General features: G+C 56.5%; 14 protein-coding genes. 9 read left to right on the forward strand and 5 right to left on the reverse strand.

Annotated features, from left to right (window positions below; all coding sequences use genetic code 11):
* Nucleotides 1-2: 2 nt before the first annotated feature.
* Nucleotides 3-767, reverse strand: a complete 765-nt coding sequence (locus ACX8ZY_RS16635; RefSeq protein WP_010253821.1) for a DedA family protein — start codon at nucleotides 765-767, stop codon at nucleotides 3-5.
* Between the two features lie 168 nt (nucleotides 768-935).
* Here ACX8ZY_RS16635 and polB point away from each other — a divergent pair, with 168 nt between their 5' ends.
* The 3 genes from polB (at nucleotide 936) to rluA (ending at nucleotide 7,048) form a co-directional block, all read left to right on the forward strand.
* Complete coding sequence (polB, locus tag ACX8ZY_RS16640) at nucleotides 936-3,296, forward strand: DNA polymerase II (protein ID WP_421665382.1); 2,361 nt, start codon at nucleotides 936-938, stop codon at nucleotides 3,294-3,296.
* Nucleotides 3,297-3,448: 152 nt separating this feature from the next.
* Complete coding sequence (gene rapA, locus ACX8ZY_RS16645; protein ID WP_010253817.1) at nucleotides 3,449-6,355, forward strand: RNA polymerase-associated protein RapA; 2,907 nt, start codon at nucleotides 3,449-3,451, stop codon at nucleotides 6,353-6,355.
* Nucleotides 6,356-6,394: 39 nt separating this feature from the next.
* Nucleotides 6,395-7,048 (forward strand): bifunctional tRNA pseudouridine(32) synthase/23S rRNA pseudouridine(746) synthase RluA, encoded by a 654-nt coding sequence (rluA, locus tag ACX8ZY_RS16650; protein ID WP_010253813.1) that lies wholly within the window; start codon nucleotides 6,395-6,397, stop codon nucleotides 7,046-7,048.
* A 63-nt stretch (nucleotides 7,049-7,111) separates the two neighbouring features.
* Here rluA and djlA read toward each other — a convergent pair whose 3' ends face one another.
* Nucleotides 7,112-7,921 (reverse strand): co-chaperone DjlA, encoded by an 810-nt coding sequence (gene djlA / locus ACX8ZY_RS16655; protein WP_010253811.1) that lies wholly within the window; start codon nucleotides 7,919-7,921, stop codon nucleotides 7,112-7,114.
* Nucleotides 7,922-8,103: 182 nt separating this feature from the next.
* Between djlA and lptD the strand changes: the two genes are divergently transcribed.
* From lptD to apaH, 6 genes are read left to right on the forward strand one after another with little or no spacing between them, the layout of a single operon-like run.
* Complete coding sequence (gene lptD / locus ACX8ZY_RS16660) at nucleotides 8,104-10,479, forward strand: LPS assembly protein LptD (RefSeq protein WP_157353434.1); 2,376 nt, start codon at nucleotides 8,104-8,106, stop codon at nucleotides 10,477-10,479.
* A gap of 54 nt (nucleotides 10,480-10,533) precedes the next feature.
* Nucleotides 10,534-11,829, forward strand: coding sequence for a peptidylprolyl isomerase SurA (surA, locus tag ACX8ZY_RS16665; RefSeq protein WP_421665094.1), 1,296 nt, complete (start codon nucleotides 10,534-10,536; stop codon nucleotides 11,827-11,829).
* Complete coding sequence (pdxA, locus tag ACX8ZY_RS16670; RefSeq protein WP_124889686.1) at nucleotides 11,819-12,811, forward strand: 4-hydroxythreonine-4-phosphate dehydrogenase PdxA; 993 nt, start codon at nucleotides 11,819-11,821, stop codon at nucleotides 12,809-12,811. Before surA ends, pdxA begins: the two co-directional genes overlap by 11 nt.
* Nucleotides 12,804-13,625 carry a 16S rRNA (adenine(1518)-N(6)/adenine(1519)-N(6))-dimethyltransferase RsmA gene (rsmA, locus tag ACX8ZY_RS16675; RefSeq protein ID WP_003854805.1) on the forward strand — a complete coding sequence of 274 codons (822 nt, stop codon included), beginning with the start codon at nucleotides 12,804-12,806 and terminating at the stop codon, nucleotides 13,623-13,625. The genes pdxA and rsmA overlap by 8 nt, the downstream gene beginning before the upstream one ends.
* 3 nt (nucleotides 13,626-13,628) lie before the next feature.
* Nucleotides 13,629-14,006, forward strand: a complete 378-nt coding sequence (gene apaG, locus ACX8ZY_RS16680; RefSeq protein ID WP_003854807.1) for a Co2+/Mg2+ efflux protein ApaG — start codon at nucleotides 13,629-13,631, stop codon at nucleotides 14,004-14,006.
* A 53-nt stretch (nucleotides 14,007-14,059) separates the two neighbouring features.
* Complete coding sequence (apaH, locus tag ACX8ZY_RS16685) at nucleotides 14,060-14,917, forward strand: bis(5'-nucleosyl)-tetraphosphatase (symmetrical) ApaH (protein WP_033787393.1); 858 nt, start codon at nucleotides 14,060-14,062, stop codon at nucleotides 14,915-14,917.
* 33 nt (nucleotides 14,918-14,950) lie between these two features.
* On the opposite strand, the gene ACX8ZY_RS16690 is transcribed toward apaH, so the two are convergent.
* From ACX8ZY_RS16690 to ACX8ZY_RS16700, 3 genes are all read right to left on the reverse strand, one after another.
* Nucleotides 14,951-16,834, reverse strand: coding sequence for a PhoX family protein (locus ACX8ZY_RS16690; RefSeq protein ID WP_421665095.1), 1,884 nt, complete (start codon nucleotides 16,832-16,834; stop codon nucleotides 14,951-14,953).
* A gap of 90 nt (nucleotides 16,835-16,924) precedes the next feature.
* On the reverse strand, nucleotides 16,925-17,407 hold the full coding sequence (folA, locus tag ACX8ZY_RS16695) for a type 3 dihydrofolate reductase (RefSeq protein ID WP_010253752.1): 483 nt from the start codon (nucleotides 17,405-17,407) through the stop codon (nucleotides 16,925-16,927).
* A gap of 234 nt (nucleotides 17,408-17,641) precedes the next feature.
* The gene (locus tag ACX8ZY_RS16700) at nucleotides 17,642-18,781 is read right to left on the reverse strand and encodes a porin (RefSeq protein ID WP_421665096.1); all 1,140 of its coding nucleotides are present in this window, start codon (nucleotides 18,779-18,781) and stop codon (nucleotides 17,642-17,644) included.
* Nucleotides 18,782-19,330 lie beyond the last annotated feature (549 nt).

Consider the following 19,330-nt stretch of genomic DNA (forward strand, 5'->3'; position numbering starts at 1 on the left):
ATTCAGGCGAAGAAAACCTGCCACAGCAGATGACGGAAAATGGGCATCATCGGATGGAACTGAATGCCGACGAAAGCCGCGACGGCAATCACCAGCCCCAGCGGCCCTGCCCAGCGCAGGCGCTCAGGCGGCAGCCAGGCCGATGCCCAGTCGCGACTCTTGCCGCTGCGCCACCAGCGCCAGCATAACCAGACACCCAGCCAGATCAGCAGTGCTGCGCCGAGTAACAGCCATTTAAAGCTGCCGCCCTGCGCGGCTTTGGGCACATCGATCGCCACACCCGCCAGAATACCGGGCAGCAGATAGAGAGGCGGCCAGAGAATGCAGCCGATAATGTTCGGCGGCAGGAATTTACGCACCGGCAGCTCCAGCATACCGGCCGCCAGCGGGATCAGCGGACGCGTGGGGCCAACAAAGCGTCCGACCAGAATCGTAAACATGCTGTGCTGATGTAGGGCGTGCTCGGTTTTATCCAGCAGGCCTTTATACTTTTGCAGATACTTCCAGCGGTGCAGCGGCCCCTGAAATTTCCAGCCGATGCCGTAGGAAACCCAGTCACCAATCAGGCAGCCCGCAAAGCCCGCCGCCCAGGCCGGATAAAGGCCAAGTTCGCCACTGCCGACCAGCGCGCCCAGACTGGCCATCATCACCGTACCTGGCAGCAACAGCCCGACCAGCGCCAGCGACTCCAGAAACGTCACTAGCGCAACGGCAAACAGCGCCCACTCCAGGGACTGCGTAATCAGTTGTTGAATCCAGGCTTCCATAATCATCCTAAGTAAAAGCAGAAGGCTGGATTGTCCTGAGCCAGCCACACAGCGTCAAGGCAAGAATTGTAGGACAATGTTGACAAAACCGGGTGGCGGGAACTGTATAAATATCCATGTTATACTGAAGCGGTTTTGTCATCCTGAAATGCTGAGTCCGGAGAACATCTGAATATGCCCCGCGCAGGTTTTCTGCTCACCCGCCACTGGCGCGACAGCCCGCATGGCACCGAAATTATCCTCTGGCTCGCGACCGATGCGGGCGCGCAGCGCGTGGTGCTGCCGGTGCAGGAGTCCGTCGCGTTTATTCCTGAGGAATTTCAGGCGCAGGTCAGCGAATTACTGAAAGATGAACGTCAGTTTCGGCTTCAGTCGCTGGCGCTGAAAGATTTTCGGCGTCGCCCGGTTTTCGGCCTCTACTGCCAGCAGAACCGCCAGCTACAGCGCATTGAAAAACGGCTGCGCGAAGAGGGTATTCCGGTCTATGAAGCCGATATCCGTCCGCCGGAGCGCTACCTGATGGAGCGTTTTATTACCGCGCCGGTCTGGTTTGACGGCGAGCAGCGCGGTGACAGCGTGGTCAATGCGCGGCTCAAACCCCATCCCGACTATCGCCCGCCGCTGAAATGGGTCTCGCTGGACATTGAAACCACTCAGCATGGCGAGCTTTACTGCATCGGGCTGGAGGGAGGCGGTCAGCGCCAGGTCTTTATGCTCGGCCCGGCCAACGGTGATGCCAGCACGCTGGATTTCGAGTTGATCTATCTCGACAGCCGGCCGCAGTTACTTGAAGCGCTGAACCAGTGGTTTGCAGAGCATGATCCGGATGTCTTAATTGGCTGGAACGTCGTGCAGTTTGACCTGCGGGTGCTGCAAAAGCATGCCGATCGTTACGGCATTCCGCTGCGCCTGGGACGCCAGCAGGCCGCGCTGGAGTGGCGTGAACATGGCTTCAAACCCGGCGTATTTTTCGCTCAGGCCAGTGGCCGGTTGATTATCGATGGCATTGACGCGCTGAAATCGGCGTTCTGGGATTTTCCCTCATTCAGCCTGGAGTCAGTGTCGCAGCAACTGCTGGGAGAAGGGAAAGCGATTGATAATCCCTGGCAGCGCATGGAGGAGATCAACTGGCGCTTTGCCAACGATAAACCGGCGCTGGCGCGCTACAACCTGAAAGACTGCGAACTGGTGACGCGCATTTTTCACAAAACGGCGATTATGCCGTTTCTGCTGGAACGCGCGGCGGTCAATGGACTGGCGGTGGATCGCCACGGCGGTTCGGTAGCGGCCTTTGGTCATCTCTATATTCCGCGGATGCATCGCGCCGGGTTTGTCGCCCCGAACATGGGTGATGTGGCCCCGGAAGCCAGTCCTGGCGGTTATGTGATGGATTCGCGCCCCGGCCTGTATGACTCAGTGCTGGTGCTGGATTACAAAAGCCTCTACCCGTCGATTATCCGCACCTTCCTGATTGACCCGGTGGGTCTGGTGGAAGGGCTGGCCCATCCTGATGATGCCGATTCGATTGAGGGTTTCCGTGAAGCCCGTTTTTCGCGGCATACCCACTGCCTGCCTGCAATAGTTGAACAGATCTGGCTGGGTCGCGAAGCGGCGAAAAAGCAGAATAATCAGCCGCTGTCTCAGGCGCTGAAAATCATCATGAACGCCTTTTATGGCGTGCTGGGCACCAGCGCCTGCCGCTTCTTTGATCCGCGGCTCGCCTCCTCTATTACGCTGCGCGGTCACGCCATCATGCAGCAGACCCGAACGCTGATTGAGGCGGAAGGCTACGACGTCATCTATGGCGACACCGACTCCACCTTTGTCTGGCTGAAGTCGGCGCACAATGAAGAAGATGCCGCCGCGATTGGTCAGCAGCTGGTGCAGAAAGTGAACGCCTGGTGGCGCGACCATCTGCAGCAGACGCAGGGGCTGACCAGCACACTGGAACTGGAGTATGAAAATCACTTCTGCCGTTTTCTGATGCCCACCATTCGCGGCGCGGAACAGGGCAGCAAGAAACGCTACGCCGGACTGATTCGTGACGCCGCCGGTGAGCGCATGGTCTTTAAGGGGCTGGAGTCGGTGCGAACAGACTGGACGCCGCTGGCAAAAGCATTCCAGCAGCAGCTCTACCACCGTATCTTCCACCGTCAGCCGTGGCAGGATTATATCCGTACTACCGTGGCGCAGTTGCTGGCGGGTGAACTCGACGATCAGCTGATCTACAAAAAGCGGCTGCGGCGTCCGCTGAAAGAATATGAACGAAACGTGCCCCCGCACGTGCGCGCCGCCAGGCTGGCCGATGAGTACAATCGTAAATTAAACCGGCCCTTGCAGTACCAGAATGGTGGCCGGATCCGTTATGTCATCGCCACCGCAGGCCCCGAGCCACTGGAGGCGCGCAGCACGCCGCTGGACTATGACCACTACGTGACGAAGCAACTTCAGCCGGTTGCAGAGGGGATTCTGCCTTTTGTCGAGGGGGACTTTGCTACACTTATTACCGGACAGCTGGGGCTTTTTTGACAGGTGACGAACGTCCTGCCATCCAGTACCATAGCGCCCTTCCTGAAACTCACCGCTCTTAAGTACGCTCCAGGCCTTGTTGTCTGGCGGTAACGCTATTGCCTGAGCTTTGGGAACACCTCTAAAAACGTTAAAATTCGAGCAAAAAATATATGGTTTTTACATTAGGTCAGCGCTGGATTAGTGATACGGAAAGTGAACTGGGACTGGGCACCGTGGTGGCGATCGATACCCGCATGATCACCCTGCTGTTTCCGGCCACGGGGGAAAACCGCCTCTACGCCCGCAACGATTCGCCGGTTACCCGCGTCATCTTTAATCCGGGTGATACCATCACCAGCCACGAAGGCTGGCAGATGCGCGTCGATGAAGTACGCAACGAAAATGACCTGATGACCTATATCGGTACCCGTCTGGATACCGAAGAGAGCGAAGTGATGCTGCGCGAAGTCATGCTCGACAGCAAGCTGGTGTTCAGTAAGCCGCAGGATCGCCTGTTTGCCGGCCAGCTCGACCGGATGGATCGTTTTGCCCTGCGCTTCCGCGCCCGTAAATACCAGAGTGAGCAATATCGCCTGCCAATCAGCGGATTACGCGGCATGCGCACCAATCTGATCCCTCACCAGCTGCATATCGCCCACGATGTCGGCCGCCGCCATGCGCCGCGCGTCCTGCTGGCCGACGAAGTTGGCCTGGGTAAAACTATTGAAGCCGGGATGATCATCCAGCAGCAGCTGCTGGCTGGCCGCGCCGACCGCGTCCTGATCGTGGTACCTGAAACTTTACAGCATCAGTGGCTGGTCGAGATGCTGCGCCGCTTCAACCTGCGCTTTGCGCTGTTTGATGACGATCGCTATACCGAAGCGCAGCACGACAGCGATAACCCGTTTGAAACGGAGCAGCTGATTATCTGCTCACTGGACTTCGTGCGCCGTAACAAGCAGCGTCTTGAGATGCTGGCCGATGCCGAATGGGATCTGCTGGTGGTCGATGAAGCGCACCATCTGGCCTGGTCAGAAGGCGAGCCCAGCCGTGAATATCAGGTTATCGAACAGCTGGCTGAGAAAACCGCCGGGGTTCTGTTGCTGACTGCAACACCTGAGCAGCTGGGCATGGAGAGTCACTTCGCCCGTCTGCGCCTGCTCGACCCTAATCGTTTCCATGACTTTGCCGCCTTTGTTGAAGAGCAGCAGCATTTCCGTCCGATTGCCGATGCCGTCACGGCGCTGCTGGCCGATAAAGCGATCTCCCAGGAGGAGATGAACCGGATCAACGATCTGGTCGGCGAGCAGGATATTGAGCCACTGCTGCAGGTCGCCAACAGCGACCGTGACGGCAAGCTGGAGGCGCGTCAGGAGCTGATCTCCATGCTGATGGACCGCCACGGCACCAGCCGCGTGCTGTTCCGTAACACCCGTAACGGGGTTAAAGGCTTCCCGAAACGCGAACTGCACCAGATCCGCCTGCCGCTGCCTGCGCAGTATCAGACGGCGATTAAAGTCTCCGGCATTATGGGCGCGCGCAAAAGTGCAGAAGAGCGGGCGCGTGACCTGCTCTATCCGGAGCAGATTTATCAGGAATTTGAAGGCGACAGCGGCACCTGGTGGAACTTCGATCCGCGCGTGGAATGGCTGATGGGCTATCTCACCACCAACCGCAAAGAGAAAGTGCTGGTGATCTGCGCCAAAGCGGCCACCGCGCTGCAGCTGGAGCAGGTACTGCGTGAACGCGAAGGTATCCGCGCAGCGGTGTTCCACGAAGGGCTGTCGATCATTGAACGTGACCGTGCTGCCGCCTGGTTCGCCTCAGAAGAGAATGGCGCGCAGGTGCTGTTGTGCTCCGAGATCGGTTCTGAAGGCCGTAACTTCCAGTTTGCCAGCCGTCTGGTGATGTTCGACCTGCCGTTTAACCCGGACCTGCTGGAGCAGCGTATCGGTCGTCTGGATCGTATCGGTCAGGCACACGACATTCAGATTCTGGTACCGTGGCTGGAGCAGACCGCACAGGCGGTGCTGCTGCGCTGGTATCACGAAGGGCTGGACGCGTTTGAACACACCTGCCCGACCGGCCGGACAATCTATGACAGCGTCCATTCGCAACTGATCGGCTATCTGGCCGCGCCGGAAAACAGCGAAGGTTTTGATGCGTTTATCACCGACTGCCGTAAACAGCATGATGCGCTGAAACTGCAGCTGGAACAGGGTCGCGATCGCCTGCTGGAGCTGAACTCCAACGGCGGCGAATCGGCTCAGCTACTGGCCAATGCCATCAGCGAGCAGGATAACGACACCGGTCTGGTGAACTTCGCGCTCAACCTGTTTGATATCGTTGGTATTAATCAGGAAGATCGCAGCGATAACCTGATCGTGCTGACCCCTTCCGACCACATGCTGGTGCCCGATTTCCCTGGCCTGCCGGAAGATGGCTGCACCATCACCTTTAACCGCGATCAGGCGCTGTCGCGCGAAGATACCCAGTTCATTACCTGGGAACATCCGCTGATCCGCAACGGTCTGGATCTGATTCTGTCGGGCGATACCGGCAGCAGCGCACTGTCACTGCTGAAGAACAAGGCGCTGCCGGTGGGGACGCTGCTGGTCGAGCTGATCTATGTGGTTGAAGCACAGGCACCGAAGCATCTGCAACTGACCCGGTTCCTGCCGCCAACGCCAATCCGTCTGCTGATGGATACCAAAGGCACTAACCTGGCGGACAAAGTAGAGTTCGAAAGTTTTAACCGTCAGCTGAATGCGGTTAACCGTCATACCGCCAGTAAACTGGTGAATGCGGTGCAGCAGGATGTGCATGCGATTCTGACTCAGGGCGAAGAGAGCGTGGTCAGCGAAGCGCGTGCGGTGATTGATGCAGCGCGTGCCGAAGCGAACGAGAAGCTGGGCGCAGAACTCTCCCGTCTCAACGCGCTGAAAGCGGTGAACCCGAACATCCGTGACGATGAAGTCGAGGCGCTGGAAAGCAACCGTGAACAGGTGCTGGAAAGTCTCGATCAGGCCAACTGGCGTCTCGACGCGCTGCGCCTGATTGTGGTGACACACCAGTAAGCTCAGGGGCCGCATGGCCCCTTATTTTTGGAAAGCCCCATGGAACCTTACAATCCACCGCGTGAACCCTGGCTGCACATCCTTTATCAGGATGCGCACATCATGGTGGTGAACAAACCCAGCGGTCTGCTCTCGGTACCCGGTCGGCTGGACGAACATAAAGATAGCGTGATGACGCGGGTTCAGCGTGATTTTCCGCAGGCTGAATCTGTCCACCGACTGGATATGGCGACCAGCGGCGTGATGGTCGTGGCGCTGACTAAGGCTGCTGAGCGCGAGCTGAAACGACAGTTCCGTGAGCGGGAGCCTTCCAAGACTTACGTGGCCTGCATCTGGGGTCATCCGGCGAAGGAAGAGGGATTGGTTGACCTGCCACTGATTTGCGACTGGCCAAATCGTCCGAAGCAGATGGTCTGCTTCGAGACCGGCAAAGCCGCGCAGACGGAATATCAGGTGCTGGAATATCGTGCGGATAACAGTGCGCGAGTTTCGCTGAAACCGATTACCGGCCGCTCACACCAGCTGCGGGTGCATATGCTGGCGCTGGGCCATCCGATTCTGGGGGATAACTTCTATGCGCATCCGGAGGCCAAAGCGATGGCGCCCCGTTTACTGCTGCATGCGGAGTCACTAACCATTACCCATCCGGCATTTGGTAATGCCATGACGTTTCGTCAGCCCGCCGATTTTTAAGGTTTACTGCTCGCCTGTCACCGTGGCCTCCTCTGTTGCAGAAGCGGCCACGGAACAGGGTGTTTACTTAAAGCCTTTCTCTTTGCGAATCAGATCGTACGCCGCCTGAATTTCCTGCGCTTTCTGCTTCGCCATCTCCATCATCTCTGGCGGCAACCCTTTCGCTACCAGCTTGTCAGGATGATGTTCGCTCATGAGTTTGCGGTAGGCGCGTTTGATGGTGGTGGCGTCATCGCTGCTCTTCACACCCAGCACGCTACAGGCATCTTCCAGCGTTGGCCCGCGTTGCGCCTGCTGAAAACCGCCTGAACTGCGCTGACCACCGCCAAACTGCTGGCCACCTTCCATCATGCGCAGGAACTGATCGAACTGACCGCGTGAAATGCCCAGCTCTTCGGCAATCACATAGAGCACCTGGCGCTCATTGGGATGCAGTGAACCGTCGGCAAAGGCGGCCTGAATCTGGATCTCCAGGAACATCCGAATCAGATCAAACCGGCCAAAACAGGCGCTGCGCAGTTCACGCAGTTTGCTGCGTAACGGATAATCCGCCTGCTTGCCTTCGCGGAACGCGCGCTGGGCAGCCGTGCGAGAGTCACCGTGCAGCTGCATCCGCTCCATTAACAGCGAAGCAATCTGAATATCCGCTTCCGTGACGCGCCCTTTTGACTTGGTCAGATGGCCCATCACCTGAAAGGTGGTGCTGAAAAACAGCGTCTGTCGGGTCTGATTATTTGAGAAGTAAGCCTTGCCTTGCGCGCCGCGTACTTTGTCAATCATATGGCCAATGATCAAACCGATCACAATACCCCAAAAGCCTGCGCCGGAAAGTAATCCCACCGCCAGACCCACAACTTTTCCCCAGTAGCGCATAAACTCCTCAATTCGCCATGCTTGCGGCTGAAAATTGCATTATCATACCTGTCATTTATCTCAGCGCCTAACGGCAACGCTGACTGACCAGGATTAACACTGGCGCAACGCCGGGCAGTAAGTTAGTCTCTGACCCGATTGTCGGCATGATGCCAGTTTTCATGGAATTCTCGATACCGCGTATGAAAAAACATATACCTACCCTGCTGGCCACACTGATCGGCGCAGCCATTAGCCAGCAAGCCTTTGCCGACGATTTGATGTCGCAGTGTATGTTAGGCGTGCCGAGTTATAACCGCCCGCTGGTGAATGGCGATACGAATCAGATGCCCGTCACCATTCACTCCGACGCCGCCAAAGGGAACTATCCCAACGATGCGGTATTCACCGGTAATGTGAATATTGAGCAGGGCAACAGCCGTATGCAGGCGGATGAAGTCCAGCTTCATCAGCGTCAGCAGGAAGGCCAGACCGCGCCCGTACGTACCGTCGATGCGCTGGGTAATGTGCACTACGATGACAATCAGGTCATCCTGAAAGGTCCGAAAGCCTGGTCAAACCTCAACAGCAAAGATACCAACGTCTGGAATGGTCAGTACCAGATGGTAGATCGTCAGGGACGCGGCGTCGCAGATCAGATGAAGCTGCGCGGCGATAACCGCTACACCATTCTGGAAAACGGTACCTTTACCTCCTGTCTGCCCGGCTCCAACAGCTGGAGCGTGGTGGGTTCAGAGGTCATCCAGGATCGCGAAGAGGAAGTGGCGGAGATCTGGAACGCCCGCTTTAAGATCGGATCCGTTCCGGTGTTCTACAGCCCCTATCTGCAGTTACCGATTGGCGATCGTCGCCGCTCCGGTTTCCTGATCCCGAATGCAAAATATGGCAGCAACAACGGCTTTGAGTTCACACTGCCCTATTACTGGAACATCGCGCCGCAGGCCGATGCGACCATCACGCCGCACTACATGAGTAAGCGCGGCATGCAGTTTGAAAACGAATTCCGTTATCTGACCACGCTGGGTGCAGGTCTGGTTGAATTCGACTACCTCGGCTCGGACAAACAGTACGATAACGACAAAGCGGTGCGTGGCATCGCCGAAAATGACAGCTCCGATCGCTGGCTGTTCTACTGGCGTCATGCCGGTGTCTATGACCAGAACTGGCGTTTCAGCGCGGACTATACCAAGGTCAGTGATAAGTACTACTTCAACGATCTCGACTCGAAGTACTACAGCTCGACCGACAACTACGCCACGCAGAAATTCAGCATCGGCTATGCGGACACCAACTGGGACGCCACGCTCTCCACCAAAGATTTCCAGGTGTTCGGCGATACCACCAGCAATAACGTCTACCGCGCCATGCCGCAGCTGGACGTCAATCTCTATCAGAACGATATCGGCCCGTTTGATGGCCGGGTTTATGCCCAGGCGGTGAAGTTCACCAACGTCAGCAGCCGCTATCCGGAAGCGACCCGTTTACACATTGAGCCAACGCTGAACCTGCCGCTGTCAAACGGCTGGGCCAGCCTGGATACCGAAGCGAAGTTCCTGGCGACCCACTATCAGCAGACTGACGTTGATTTCTATAACAACGCAGCCAATGGTCTCAGGGGTGATAAGAGCGGCGAACTGGATGAGTCAGTCAACCGCACCCTGCCGCAATTTAAAGTTGATGGTCGTCTGGTGTTTGACCGCGATATGAACTCGGCGGTGGGTTATACCCAGACGCTGGAACCGCGCGTGCAGTACCTTTATATCCCGTATCGTAATCAGAGCAATATCTATCCGTACGACTCAACGTTGCTGCAAACCGACTACACCGGTCTGTTCCGCGATCGTACTTATAGCGGCCTGGATCGCATCGCTTCCGCCAATGAAGTGGCTACCGGCGTCACCTCGCGTATTTATGATAACGATCTGGTTGAACGTTTTAACGTTTCTGTAGGTCAAATCTACTCGTTTACCCCTTCTCGTACTGGTGTGAATCAAACCAGTAAAGAAGATGATACCGGCAGCCTGATCTGGGCTGGCGATACATACTGGAAAATCAGCGATCGCTGGGGCGTCCGTGGTGGGCTGCAATATGACACCAAACTCGACAACGTCTCCCAGGGCAATACCGTACTGGAATACCGTCGGGATGCCGACCGCATGGTGCAGCTGAGCTACCGTTACAGCAGCCCGGAGTATGTTGCGACCGCGCTGAACGATAGCAGCCTGGTCACGAATCCTATCTACAAAAACGGGATCTCTCAGGTCGGTACCACCGCCAGCTGGCCGATCGCGGATGCATGGTCTGTCGTAGGCGCTTACTACTACGATACCCGCAACACGCGTCCGGCTTCACAACTGGTTGGCCTGCAATACAGCTCATGCTGTTACGCTATCCGGGTCGGTTATGAACGCAAAATTAACGGTTGGGAAAACAACGACAGTAAGTATGACAACCAAATCTCATTCAACATTGAGCTGCGTGGTCTGAGTCCGAACTATGGCTTAGGCACCAACGATATGCTGCGTCAGGGCATTATCCCTTACCAGCCTGCTTTCTGATGTTGTGATGTTTGACAGGCAATCCCGCAGTGCGGAACCAACAATGGATAAAGTATGAAGAACTGGAGAATGCTGATTCTTGGTGTGGCAATCAGTGCCAACACCGCGTTCGCAGCACCACAAGTCGTTGATAAAGTTGCAGCCGTGGTCAATAACGGCGTGGTTCTTGAGAGTGACGTGGATGGCATGATGAGCACCGTTAAATCTCAGGCCCAGCAGGCTGGTCAGCAGTTGCCGGATGATAAAACGTTGCGCCATCAGATTCTGGAACGTCAGATCATGGACAACATCATTCTGCAGATGGGTGATAAAGCGGGAATTCAGATCAGCGACGAGCAGCTGGACCAGGCTATTCAGAACATCGCTGCGCAGAACAAGATGAGCCTTGATCAGCTGCGTAGCCGTCTGGCTTATGACGGCATGAACTACAGCGTGTATCGTTCTCAGATCCGCAAAGAGATGACTATCGCCGAAGTGCGCAACAACGAAGTGCGACGTCGTGTCACGATTCTGCCGCAGGAAGTGGATACGCTTGCTACCCAGATCGGCTCTCAGAACAGCCAGGGTACTGAACTGAACGTCAGTCATATTCTGCTGCCGCTGCCGGAAAACCCGACGCAACAGCAGGTTGATGAGCAGGAAACGCTGGCGAAACAGCTGGTTGGCGAACTGAAAAATGGCGCTGACTTCGGCAAGATGGCCGTGACCTACTCCGCCGACTCCCAGGCGCTGAAAGGCGGCAACATGGGCTGGGGTAAAATCGAAGAGTTACCGACCCTGTTTGCTCAGGCACTCTCAAGCGCCAAAAAAGGCGATATCGTCGGGCCGGTGCGCTCTGGTGTGGGCTTCCACATCCTGAAAGTGAACGACCTGCGTGGCGAAAGCAAAAATGTCTCGGTCACCGAAGTCCATTCGCGTCACATTCTGCTGAAGCCATCGCCGATCCTGACAGACGATCAGGCACGCGCGCAGCTGGGGCAGATTGCTAACGATATCCGCAGTGGCAAAACCACCTTTGCGGCGGCGGCTAAACAGTACTCTGACGATCCGGGTTCGGCGAACCAGGGCGGCGACCTCGGCTGGACCTCTCCGGAAGTCTTTGACCCGGCGTTCCGTGACGCGCTGCTGCGCCTGCAGAAAGGTCAGACCAGCCAGCCGGTTCACTCCTCTTTCGGCTGGCATCTGATTCAGCTGCTGGATACCCGTCAGGTGGATAAAACCGATGCGGCCCAGAAAGAGCGTGCTTACCGTATGCTGTTTAACCGTAAGTTCGCGGAAGAAGCGCAGACCTGGATGCAGGAACAACGTGCCAGTGCCTACGTGAAGATTCTGGATGGCAATGCGCAGTAATGCCCGTGTGGTGATCACGCCCGGCGAACCTGCCGGGATTGGTCCCGATCTTACCGTTCAGCTGGCCCAGCAGTCGTGGCCGGTTGAACTGGTGGTCTGCGCCTCGCCTGCCCTGTTGCAGCAGCGTGCGGCGCAACTCGGTCTGCCGCTGACGCTGCGGCCCTACCAGCCTGATGTGGCAGCCGAGCCACAGCAGGCGGGTACACTGACTATCCTGCCAATTGAAACGGCAGCGCCGGTCACACCCGGCGAGCTTTGCGTCGCCAACAGCGACTATGTGCTGGCCACGCTGACGCGCGCCTGCGACGGTTGTCTCGACGGTGAATTCGCTGCCCTGATTACCGGCCCGGTGCATAAAGGCGTGATTAACGATGCCGGCATCGCCTTTACCGGCCATACCGAATTCTTCGCCGATCGCGCAGGCGGCCATCGGGTGGTCATGATGCTGGCGACAGAAGAGCTACGAGTCGCACTGGCCACCACCCATCTGCCGCTGAAAGATGTGCCCGCTGCGGTAACCCGTGAATGTCTGCATGAAGTGATTACGATTCTGCATCGTGATCTGCAGCAGAAGTTTGCGATTGCCGAGCCGCATATTTACGTCTGTGGTCTTAACCCTCATGCCGGCGAAAGCGGTCACATGGGGCGGGAAGAGATCGAGACCATCACGCCGGCACTCAATGAACTGCGTCAGCAGGGCATTAATCTGACCGGCCCGCTGCCTGCGGATACCCTTTTCCAGCCCAAATATCTGCAATACGCCGATGCGGTGCTGGCGATGTATCACGACCAGGGCCTGCCGGTACTCAAATTTCAGGGGTTTGGCCGGGCGGTAAATATCACCCTGGGCCTGCCCTTTATCCGGACTTCAGTTGACCACGGCACCGCGCTTGAACTCGCTGGCTTGGGTCAGGCTGAACCGGGCAGCTTCATCACGGCGCTTAACCTCGCCATCACTATGATCAAGAGCAGTAATGAATAATCGCGTCCATCAGGGGCACTACGCCCGTAAACGTTTCGGGCAGAACTTCCTGAACGATCAGTACATTATCGACAGCATTGTCTCTGCCATCCATCCTCAGCGCGACGAAGCGCTGGTGGAGATCGGCCCAGGCCTGGGTGCCTTAACCGAGCCAGTAGGCGAACGCCTCGATAAATTAACGGTGATAGAGCTGGACCGCGATCTCGCTGCGCGTCTGGAAACGCATCCGTTCCTTGGCCCGAAACTGACTATCTTCCAGCAGGATGCCATGACATTCGACTTCGCCGCACTGGCGCAGGAGAGAGGCCAGCCGCTGCGGGTATTCGGTAACCTGCCGTACAATATTTCGACCCCGCTGATGTTCCACCTTTTCAGCTATACTGGTTCGATCAAAGATATGCACTTCATGCTGCAGAAAGAGGTGGTTAATCGTCTGGTTGCCGGTCCGGGTAACAAGACCTACGGTCGTCTGACGGTGATGGCGCAGTACTACTGCCAGATCATTCCGGTGCTGGAAGTGCCTCCGCACTCTTTCACGCCACCACCGAAAGTGGACTCTGCCGTGGTGCGTCTGGTGCCGTATGCCGAGCCGCCGTATCCGGTCAGCGATGTGCGTATCCTGAGCCGCATTACCACTGAAGCGTTCGGCCAGCGTCGTAAAACGCTGCGTAACAGCCTGAGCCACATGGTGGCCGCCGGTGCGCTGGAAGAGTTATCCATAGATCCAACCCTGCGTGCTGAGAACGTCTCGGTGGCGCAATATTGTCAGCTGGCGAACTGGCTGGCGAATCATCAGGGAAAATCGCAGGAGTAAGTCATGAGTGAAACGGCCCGCGTCTCCGTCCATGTGCAAAGCCAGTACGTCGCCTCACAATCCTCACCGGATGATGATCGCTACGTCTTCGCCTATACCATTACGATACGCAATCTGGGCCGTTCCTCAGTGCAACTGCTGGGACGCTACTGGTTGATTACCAACGGTAACGGCCGCGAAACGGAAGTTCAGGGTGAAGGCGTGGTCGGTGAACAGCCGCTTATCGCGCCAGGCAATGAATTTCAGTACACCAGCGGTGCCGTGATCGAAACACCGATGGGCACCATGCAGGGGCACTATGTGATGGTCGACGAACAGGGCGACACCTTTCACGTAGAGATCCCGGTGTTCCGCCTCGCCATTCAGACCCACATTCATTGATTCACACGCTTTTTGCCCGTTAAGTCGGGCACCTTCCTGATGGATAAAACGTTATGAGCACATACCTGATTGGCGACGTTCACGGTTGCTACGATGAATTACGTGCATTGCTGCAACAGGTCGACTTCAATCCTGAGCAGGATACCCTGTGGCTGACCGGCGATTTAGTGGCGCGCGGTCCTGGCTCACTGGAAGTCTTACGCTACGTTAAATCGCTGGGCGATGCAGTGCGTCTGGTGCTGGGCAATCACGATTTGCATCTGCTGGCGGTCTACGCCGGCATCAGCCGTAACAAGCCTAAAGATCGCCTGACTCCGTTGCTGGAAGCGGATGATGCGGATGAGCTGATCAACTGGCTGCGTCGTCAGCCGCTGTTACAGGTTGATGAAGAGAAAAAGCTGGTGATGGGACACGCCGGTATCACGCCGCAGTGGGATATTGAGACCGCGAAAAAGTGCGCGCGTGAAGTCGAAGCGGTTCTCGCCAGCGACAGTTATCCGCTGTTCCTGGATGCCATGTATGGCGACATGCCGAACAACTGGAGTGAGGATCTGACCGGCCTGGCGCGTCTGCGCTTCAGCACCAACGCCCTCACCCGCATGCGCTACTGCTTCCCCAACGGCCAGCTGGACATGATCTGCAAAGATGCCCCGGAATCAGCGCTTCCGCCGCTGAAACCCTGGTTTAACATTGAGGGGCCGGTCGCACGTGACTACACCATCGTCTTTGGTCACTGGGCCTCGCTGGAAGGCAAAGGCACGCCAGAGGGCATTATCGGGCTGGATACCGGCTGCTGCTGGGGCGGAACGCTGACCCTGTTGCACTGGGAGACGCAGCGCTATGTGGTGCAGCCCTCTAATCGCGAAAAAGCACTGGCCTCCAGCGAAAGTCTGGCACCGCCCACGCTATAACGGCGATGCTGGCCATCAGGCCAGCATCCTGTTTTATGCGCCGATAATGCCGCCATCTTCACGGGTGATCATAATCACCGACGACCGCGGACGCGGACTGTTGTCTGGGAAGTGCGAGTCACCCTCTTCGCCGGGATGCTGCACATTCACGAACAGCGTTTTGTAATCGGGCGTGAAGGTAATACCGGTCAGCTCGCACGATTTTGGACCGACCATAAACCGGCGGATTTCGCCACTATCAGGATCACCCACCAGCATCTGATTATTCCCCTGCCCCTGATAATCCTCTTTGTTGCTGTATTTGCCGTCGGTCAGGATCCATAACCGCCCCTGCGCATCAAACCCCAGCCCATCCGGACTGTTAAAGGTATTCTCCGCGGTGATGTTCGGTGTGCCACGATAGATCCCCTCAGGATGCGCTATCGGGTTGCCACACAGCGCATAGATATCCCACTCAAACGTCTGCGCGGTAGCATCGCCTTTCTCATCCCAGCGAATAATCTGACCGTAGATATTTTTTGGCCGCGGATTCGCTGCATTGACCGGCATGCCTTCATTTCCGCGCTTGTTGTTGTTGGTCAGAGTGCAGTAGGCACGGCCGTCATGCGGGTTAACCGCAATCCACTCCGGCCGGTCCATTCGCGTTGCGTTGACCACATCTGCCGCGGCACGCGCATTGATCAAAACATCTGCCTGACTATTGAATCCCTTTTCAGCAGTGAGTCCATTTTCGCCCCACTTCAGCGCCAGCCAGCGCCCGGTGCCTTTAAGCGGCGTGCCCTGCACATCGCCGTTGAACTGCGCCACATAGAGCGTGCCCTTATCAAGCAGCCCGTGATTGGCTTTAGCATCATCCGGAGTGACCTTGTCATCTGAGACAAATTTATAGATATACTCGCCGCGCTCATCGTCGCCCATATAAACCACCAGCTGGCCGGTTTTCGCGACCGTCACGGCGGCATTCTCGTGCTTGAAGCGGCCGAGTGCGGTCCGCTTTACCGGCACGGAGTGAGGATCGAAAGGATCGATTTCGACAATCCAGCCGTGCCGGTTAAATTCGTTGGGATTCTTAGCGATATCGAAGCGGGGATCAAAATCGGCCCAGTTGCGCTCCGGCTCAGCGGCATTCAGGGTATAGCGCTTCTGCTGTGGGGTCGGCGTAAAGTCCGCCTGATGGGTGCCAAAGTAGGTGTCGTAGTTCTCTTCACAGGTGAGATAGGTGCCCCACGGCGTTTTGCCGTTGGCGCAGTTACCAAAGGTGCCCAGGACATGCATTCCCTGCGGATCGGCGGCAGTCTGCAGCGCTTTATCCCCCGCTGCCGGACCGGAGAAGCGCATCGGGGTATTGGCAGTAATGCGGCGGTTATAGTCAGAAGGACGTACCACCTGCCAGCGATTGTCCTCACCCCGTTTGACTTCAACGATGGAGATACCGTGCGCCGCCTGCGACTTTTTGACATCCTCCAGGCTGGTCGCTTTACTGCCGCCGTGGGCGAACAGCGTCGGCTCATTCACATATTCATTGTTAATCGCCATCACGCCGCGATGGTCATTAATCGCGAAGAAGCTCATACCGTCGTTGTTGTCACCGAACTGCTTTTCCTGGTCTTCGGCGCTGTTATTGCCCTGCGGATCAAACGCGGCTGCGCCATTCACCAGCGGATCACCCCAGGAGATCAACACGTCGGCGCGATAGCCAGGGGCTACCACAATCTCATCGGCCGTGGACGCGGCAATCGCCTGAAAGCCCAGCAGTGGGCTGCCCGCAGGCTTCTCCTGCGCCAGTGCGCTGCCCGAGAGCGTCAGGCCGCCGCTGAGAAAGCCGGTCAGGCCGATAGCACCGGAACCGGCAAGGAATTTACGACGCAGTGGATCAGGCAGGCGGTCAGTGCTTAATGCGGAGAGTTCGATTTTCATTAGTGATTGCTTCCTTTGTGTCGATCCCAGAAAAGAAGCAATGCTAATGAATAAAGATGACAGCCAGGTTACAGCCCGGCAGGGGTGGGATTAGCGACGACGGTCAAGGATCTCAAAGCAGTAGCTGTGGGAATTTTGCTCGTCAGCGTCGTGGAATTCGCTGAACGTTGACTGCCACTCATCCGGCTCGTAATCCGGGAACTGCGTATCACCTTCGACTTCCGCATCAATGTGCGTCAGATAGAGACGATCGGCACGCTTCAGCATCTGCTCATAGACGCGGCCACCGCCAATCACCATGATCTCTTCAGCGTCACCGGCTGCCTGTAACGCCTCATCCAGCGAAGTGACCCAGGTAACGCCTTCGGTGGTGCCCGGCTGGCTGCTGACCACGATATTCAGTCGGCCAGGTAACGGACGGCCAATAGATTCAAAGGTCAGTCGGCCCATAATCACCGGTTTCTTCAGCGTATGGCGCTTGAACCACGCCAGATCTGCAGGCAGGTCCCACGGCATGGCGTTCTCCATTCCAATAATGCGATCTGCTGCTAATGCCGCGATAAGACTAATCATGTTAACCACTCACTGAAAAAAATTGGCGCCATGATACGTAAAGGTGAAACTTTCGTCGATAGGGGGAAAGGTCTAATTGCGTAAAGCTTTTCATGACGTCGTTTTTCACGGCCTGTGCAGCGTTTTTCACCGCCTAATCGCGTCAGTTTGCCGCAGCTCGCCAGCGATCGGCCTCAGGCTGGCACAAAAGTCGTGCGCAAAAGAAAACGGCTCCAGGAGGAGCCGTCAGGGTTATCAGAAGTCGTAGCGCAGACGCACCAGATTCATATCACCCAGGTTATCGGTGCTGGAGGTAAACACATGTTCGTAATCGACACGGAAACCGTAGTCGAGGAACAGCACCACACCCAGACCGTTGTCGATGCGCTGATAATCCCGGCCTGTCGCATACTCAATGCGATCGCCCATGACATATGGCTGTACCGCTTTCAGACCATACTGCCCCACCGGAATCTTGTAACCGGCGAAATATTCAATGCCCCACGCGTCGCCGGCAAAGTAGTCATGCACATCTTTGCGTTTGGTGGTCATGAAGTTCTCATACCAGCCACCGCCGGCTGAAAACGTCCAGTTGCCTGGAGTCCAGCTCAGCGCGGTGCCGTAAATGTTCTGATCGTAATCGCGGCTGTCGCCGTTGTTCGGGTTACGCATCGCCGCGCGGGTGTAGTTCCACGCCGTGCCCCAACTCAGATCGTCCGTGATGTGGTAGTCCACACCCAGCGAGCCGCCGCCTTTGCGCTTATAGCGCAGGCCGTTGCCTGGCAGATACTCGTTATCTTCGAACAGATAAGAGGCGTAAAGATCCGCATCGCCGAAGCTGTTTTTATACTTCAGCTGTTTGCGTGAGCGGTAAGATCCGTCGTAGTCGCCGTTGATCCCGTTACCCGGAGCCTGGCCGACCATGTCGTAATCCCAGATATCGGTCTTGGCGCCCACGGTATCGTAATAGACACTGTTCTGCTGACCAAAGGTAAGCTGGCCCCAGGTTTTGCTTTTCAGACCGGTGTAGAGCTGACGACGCGTGGTGTTATTGGCACCGTCCGCATAGTGACGATCCCAGCTGAAGACCGCCGGGACGTTAACGCCCAGCTCGTAGTAGCTGATCCAGCTGACGTCATCAAACAGGTAGTAGTCAGCGCCGAAACGGAAACGGGTGCCGCCGTCAAAACCGTCGCGCTTGTAGGATTTATCATCCACGCCGGTCTGATGATTGAACTGAGCACGAATGCTGCCGCCAAAAGTAAAGTTAAGACGGCTAAGCGGATCGCCTGCCTGCGGATCCTGTTTTAACAGGGTAATTTCCGCCTGGCTGGCGAAAGGAAGAATTGCCATCAGTGCAGCCACTGCACTCAGAGAAAAAGTACGCATTTTCATTTTTTATTTATGTCCTGATACGCTCCAGTGATGAGCGGCAGGCATAGTACTGACGAAAAATCCGCACAGGAAGTGTTTATATTATAAATTTGTGCGAACCGGCCTTATTCGCACCTATAGCTAAAAAATTAAGCCAAATCAGTCACTTTAACGCAAACTCTTTGCTTTCCCTGGACCCTGTTTTCGGATTATCGCCAATAAGATGGTCAAAAAAAACGGCTCCCGCAGGAGCCGTTCAGACAGCTGACAAATTCAATTCAGGTTTTTTTTCCACAATGCATAGGCTCAACGCGCAGGGAACACGGGCAGAAGAGGAAAGCGTCCCGCGCCATGGACAAAAACGTCAGGAGCGTTTTTGAACAACGCAACGCGTTGGCCCGGCTACGGGCGCACCTCAGGGATGAGGTGCGTAATCGCGCGGGCCGAGCGGCCAGGGATTGGCTTAAGCGACTTTCCGATCTGACCGTGTTCCCTTCGCAGGCTCGATCTCACAGCTGACCGGGCCAGATTTTGGTCAAAAAAAACGGCTCCCGCAGGAGCCGTTTTTCA

Source organism: Pantoea sp. XAF26B01_ASV70, from assembly GCF_054512635.1.

Bases quoted from the DNA above. Each gene is read 5' to 3' on its own strand.
- djlA (WP_010253811.1), bottom strand. From the start codon at position 7,921: ATGCGCTACTGGGGAAAAGTTGTGGGTCTGGCGGTGGGATTACTTTCC.
- apaH (WP_033787393.1), top strand. From the start codon at position 14,060: ATGAGCACATACCTGATTGGCGACGTTCACGGTTGCTACGATGAATTA.
- lptD (WP_157353434.1), top strand. From the start codon at position 8,104: ATGAAAAAACATATACCTACCCTGCTGGCCACACTGATCGGCGCAGCC.
- apaG (WP_003854807.1), top strand. From the start codon at position 13,629: ATGAGTGAAACGGCCCGCGTCTCCGTCCATGTGCAAAGCCAGTACGTC.
- ACX8ZY_RS16700 (WP_421665096.1), bottom strand. From the start codon at position 18,781: ATGAAAATGCGTACTTTTTCTCTGAGTGCAGTGGCTGCACTGATGGCA.
- ACX8ZY_RS16690 (WP_421665095.1), bottom strand. From the start codon at position 16,834: ATGAAAATCGAACTCTCCGCATTAAGCACTGACCGCCTGCCTGATCCA.
- ACX8ZY_RS16635 (WP_010253821.1), bottom strand. From the start codon at position 767: ATGGAAGCCTGGATTCAACAACTGATTACGCAGTCCCTGGAGTGGGCG.
- pdxA (WP_124889686.1), top strand. From the start codon at position 11,819: ATGCGCAGTAATGCCCGTGTGGTGATCACGCCCGGCGAACCTGCCGGG.
- surA (WP_421665094.1), top strand. From the start codon at position 10,534: ATGAAGAACTGGAGAATGCTGATTCTTGGTGTGGCAATCAGTGCCAAC.
- folA (WP_010253752.1), bottom strand. From the start codon at position 17,407: ATGATTAGTCTTATCGCGGCATTAGCAGCAGATCGCATTATTGGAATG.
- rsmA (WP_003854805.1), top strand. From the start codon at position 12,804: ATGAATAATCGCGTCCATCAGGGGCACTACGCCCGTAAACGTTTCGGG.
- rapA (WP_010253817.1), top strand. From the start codon at position 3,449: ATGGTTTTTACATTAGGTCAGCGCTGGATTAGTGATACGGAAAGTGAA.
- rluA (WP_010253813.1), top strand. From the start codon at position 6,395: ATGGAACCTTACAATCCACCGCGTGAACCCTGGCTGCACATCCTTTAT.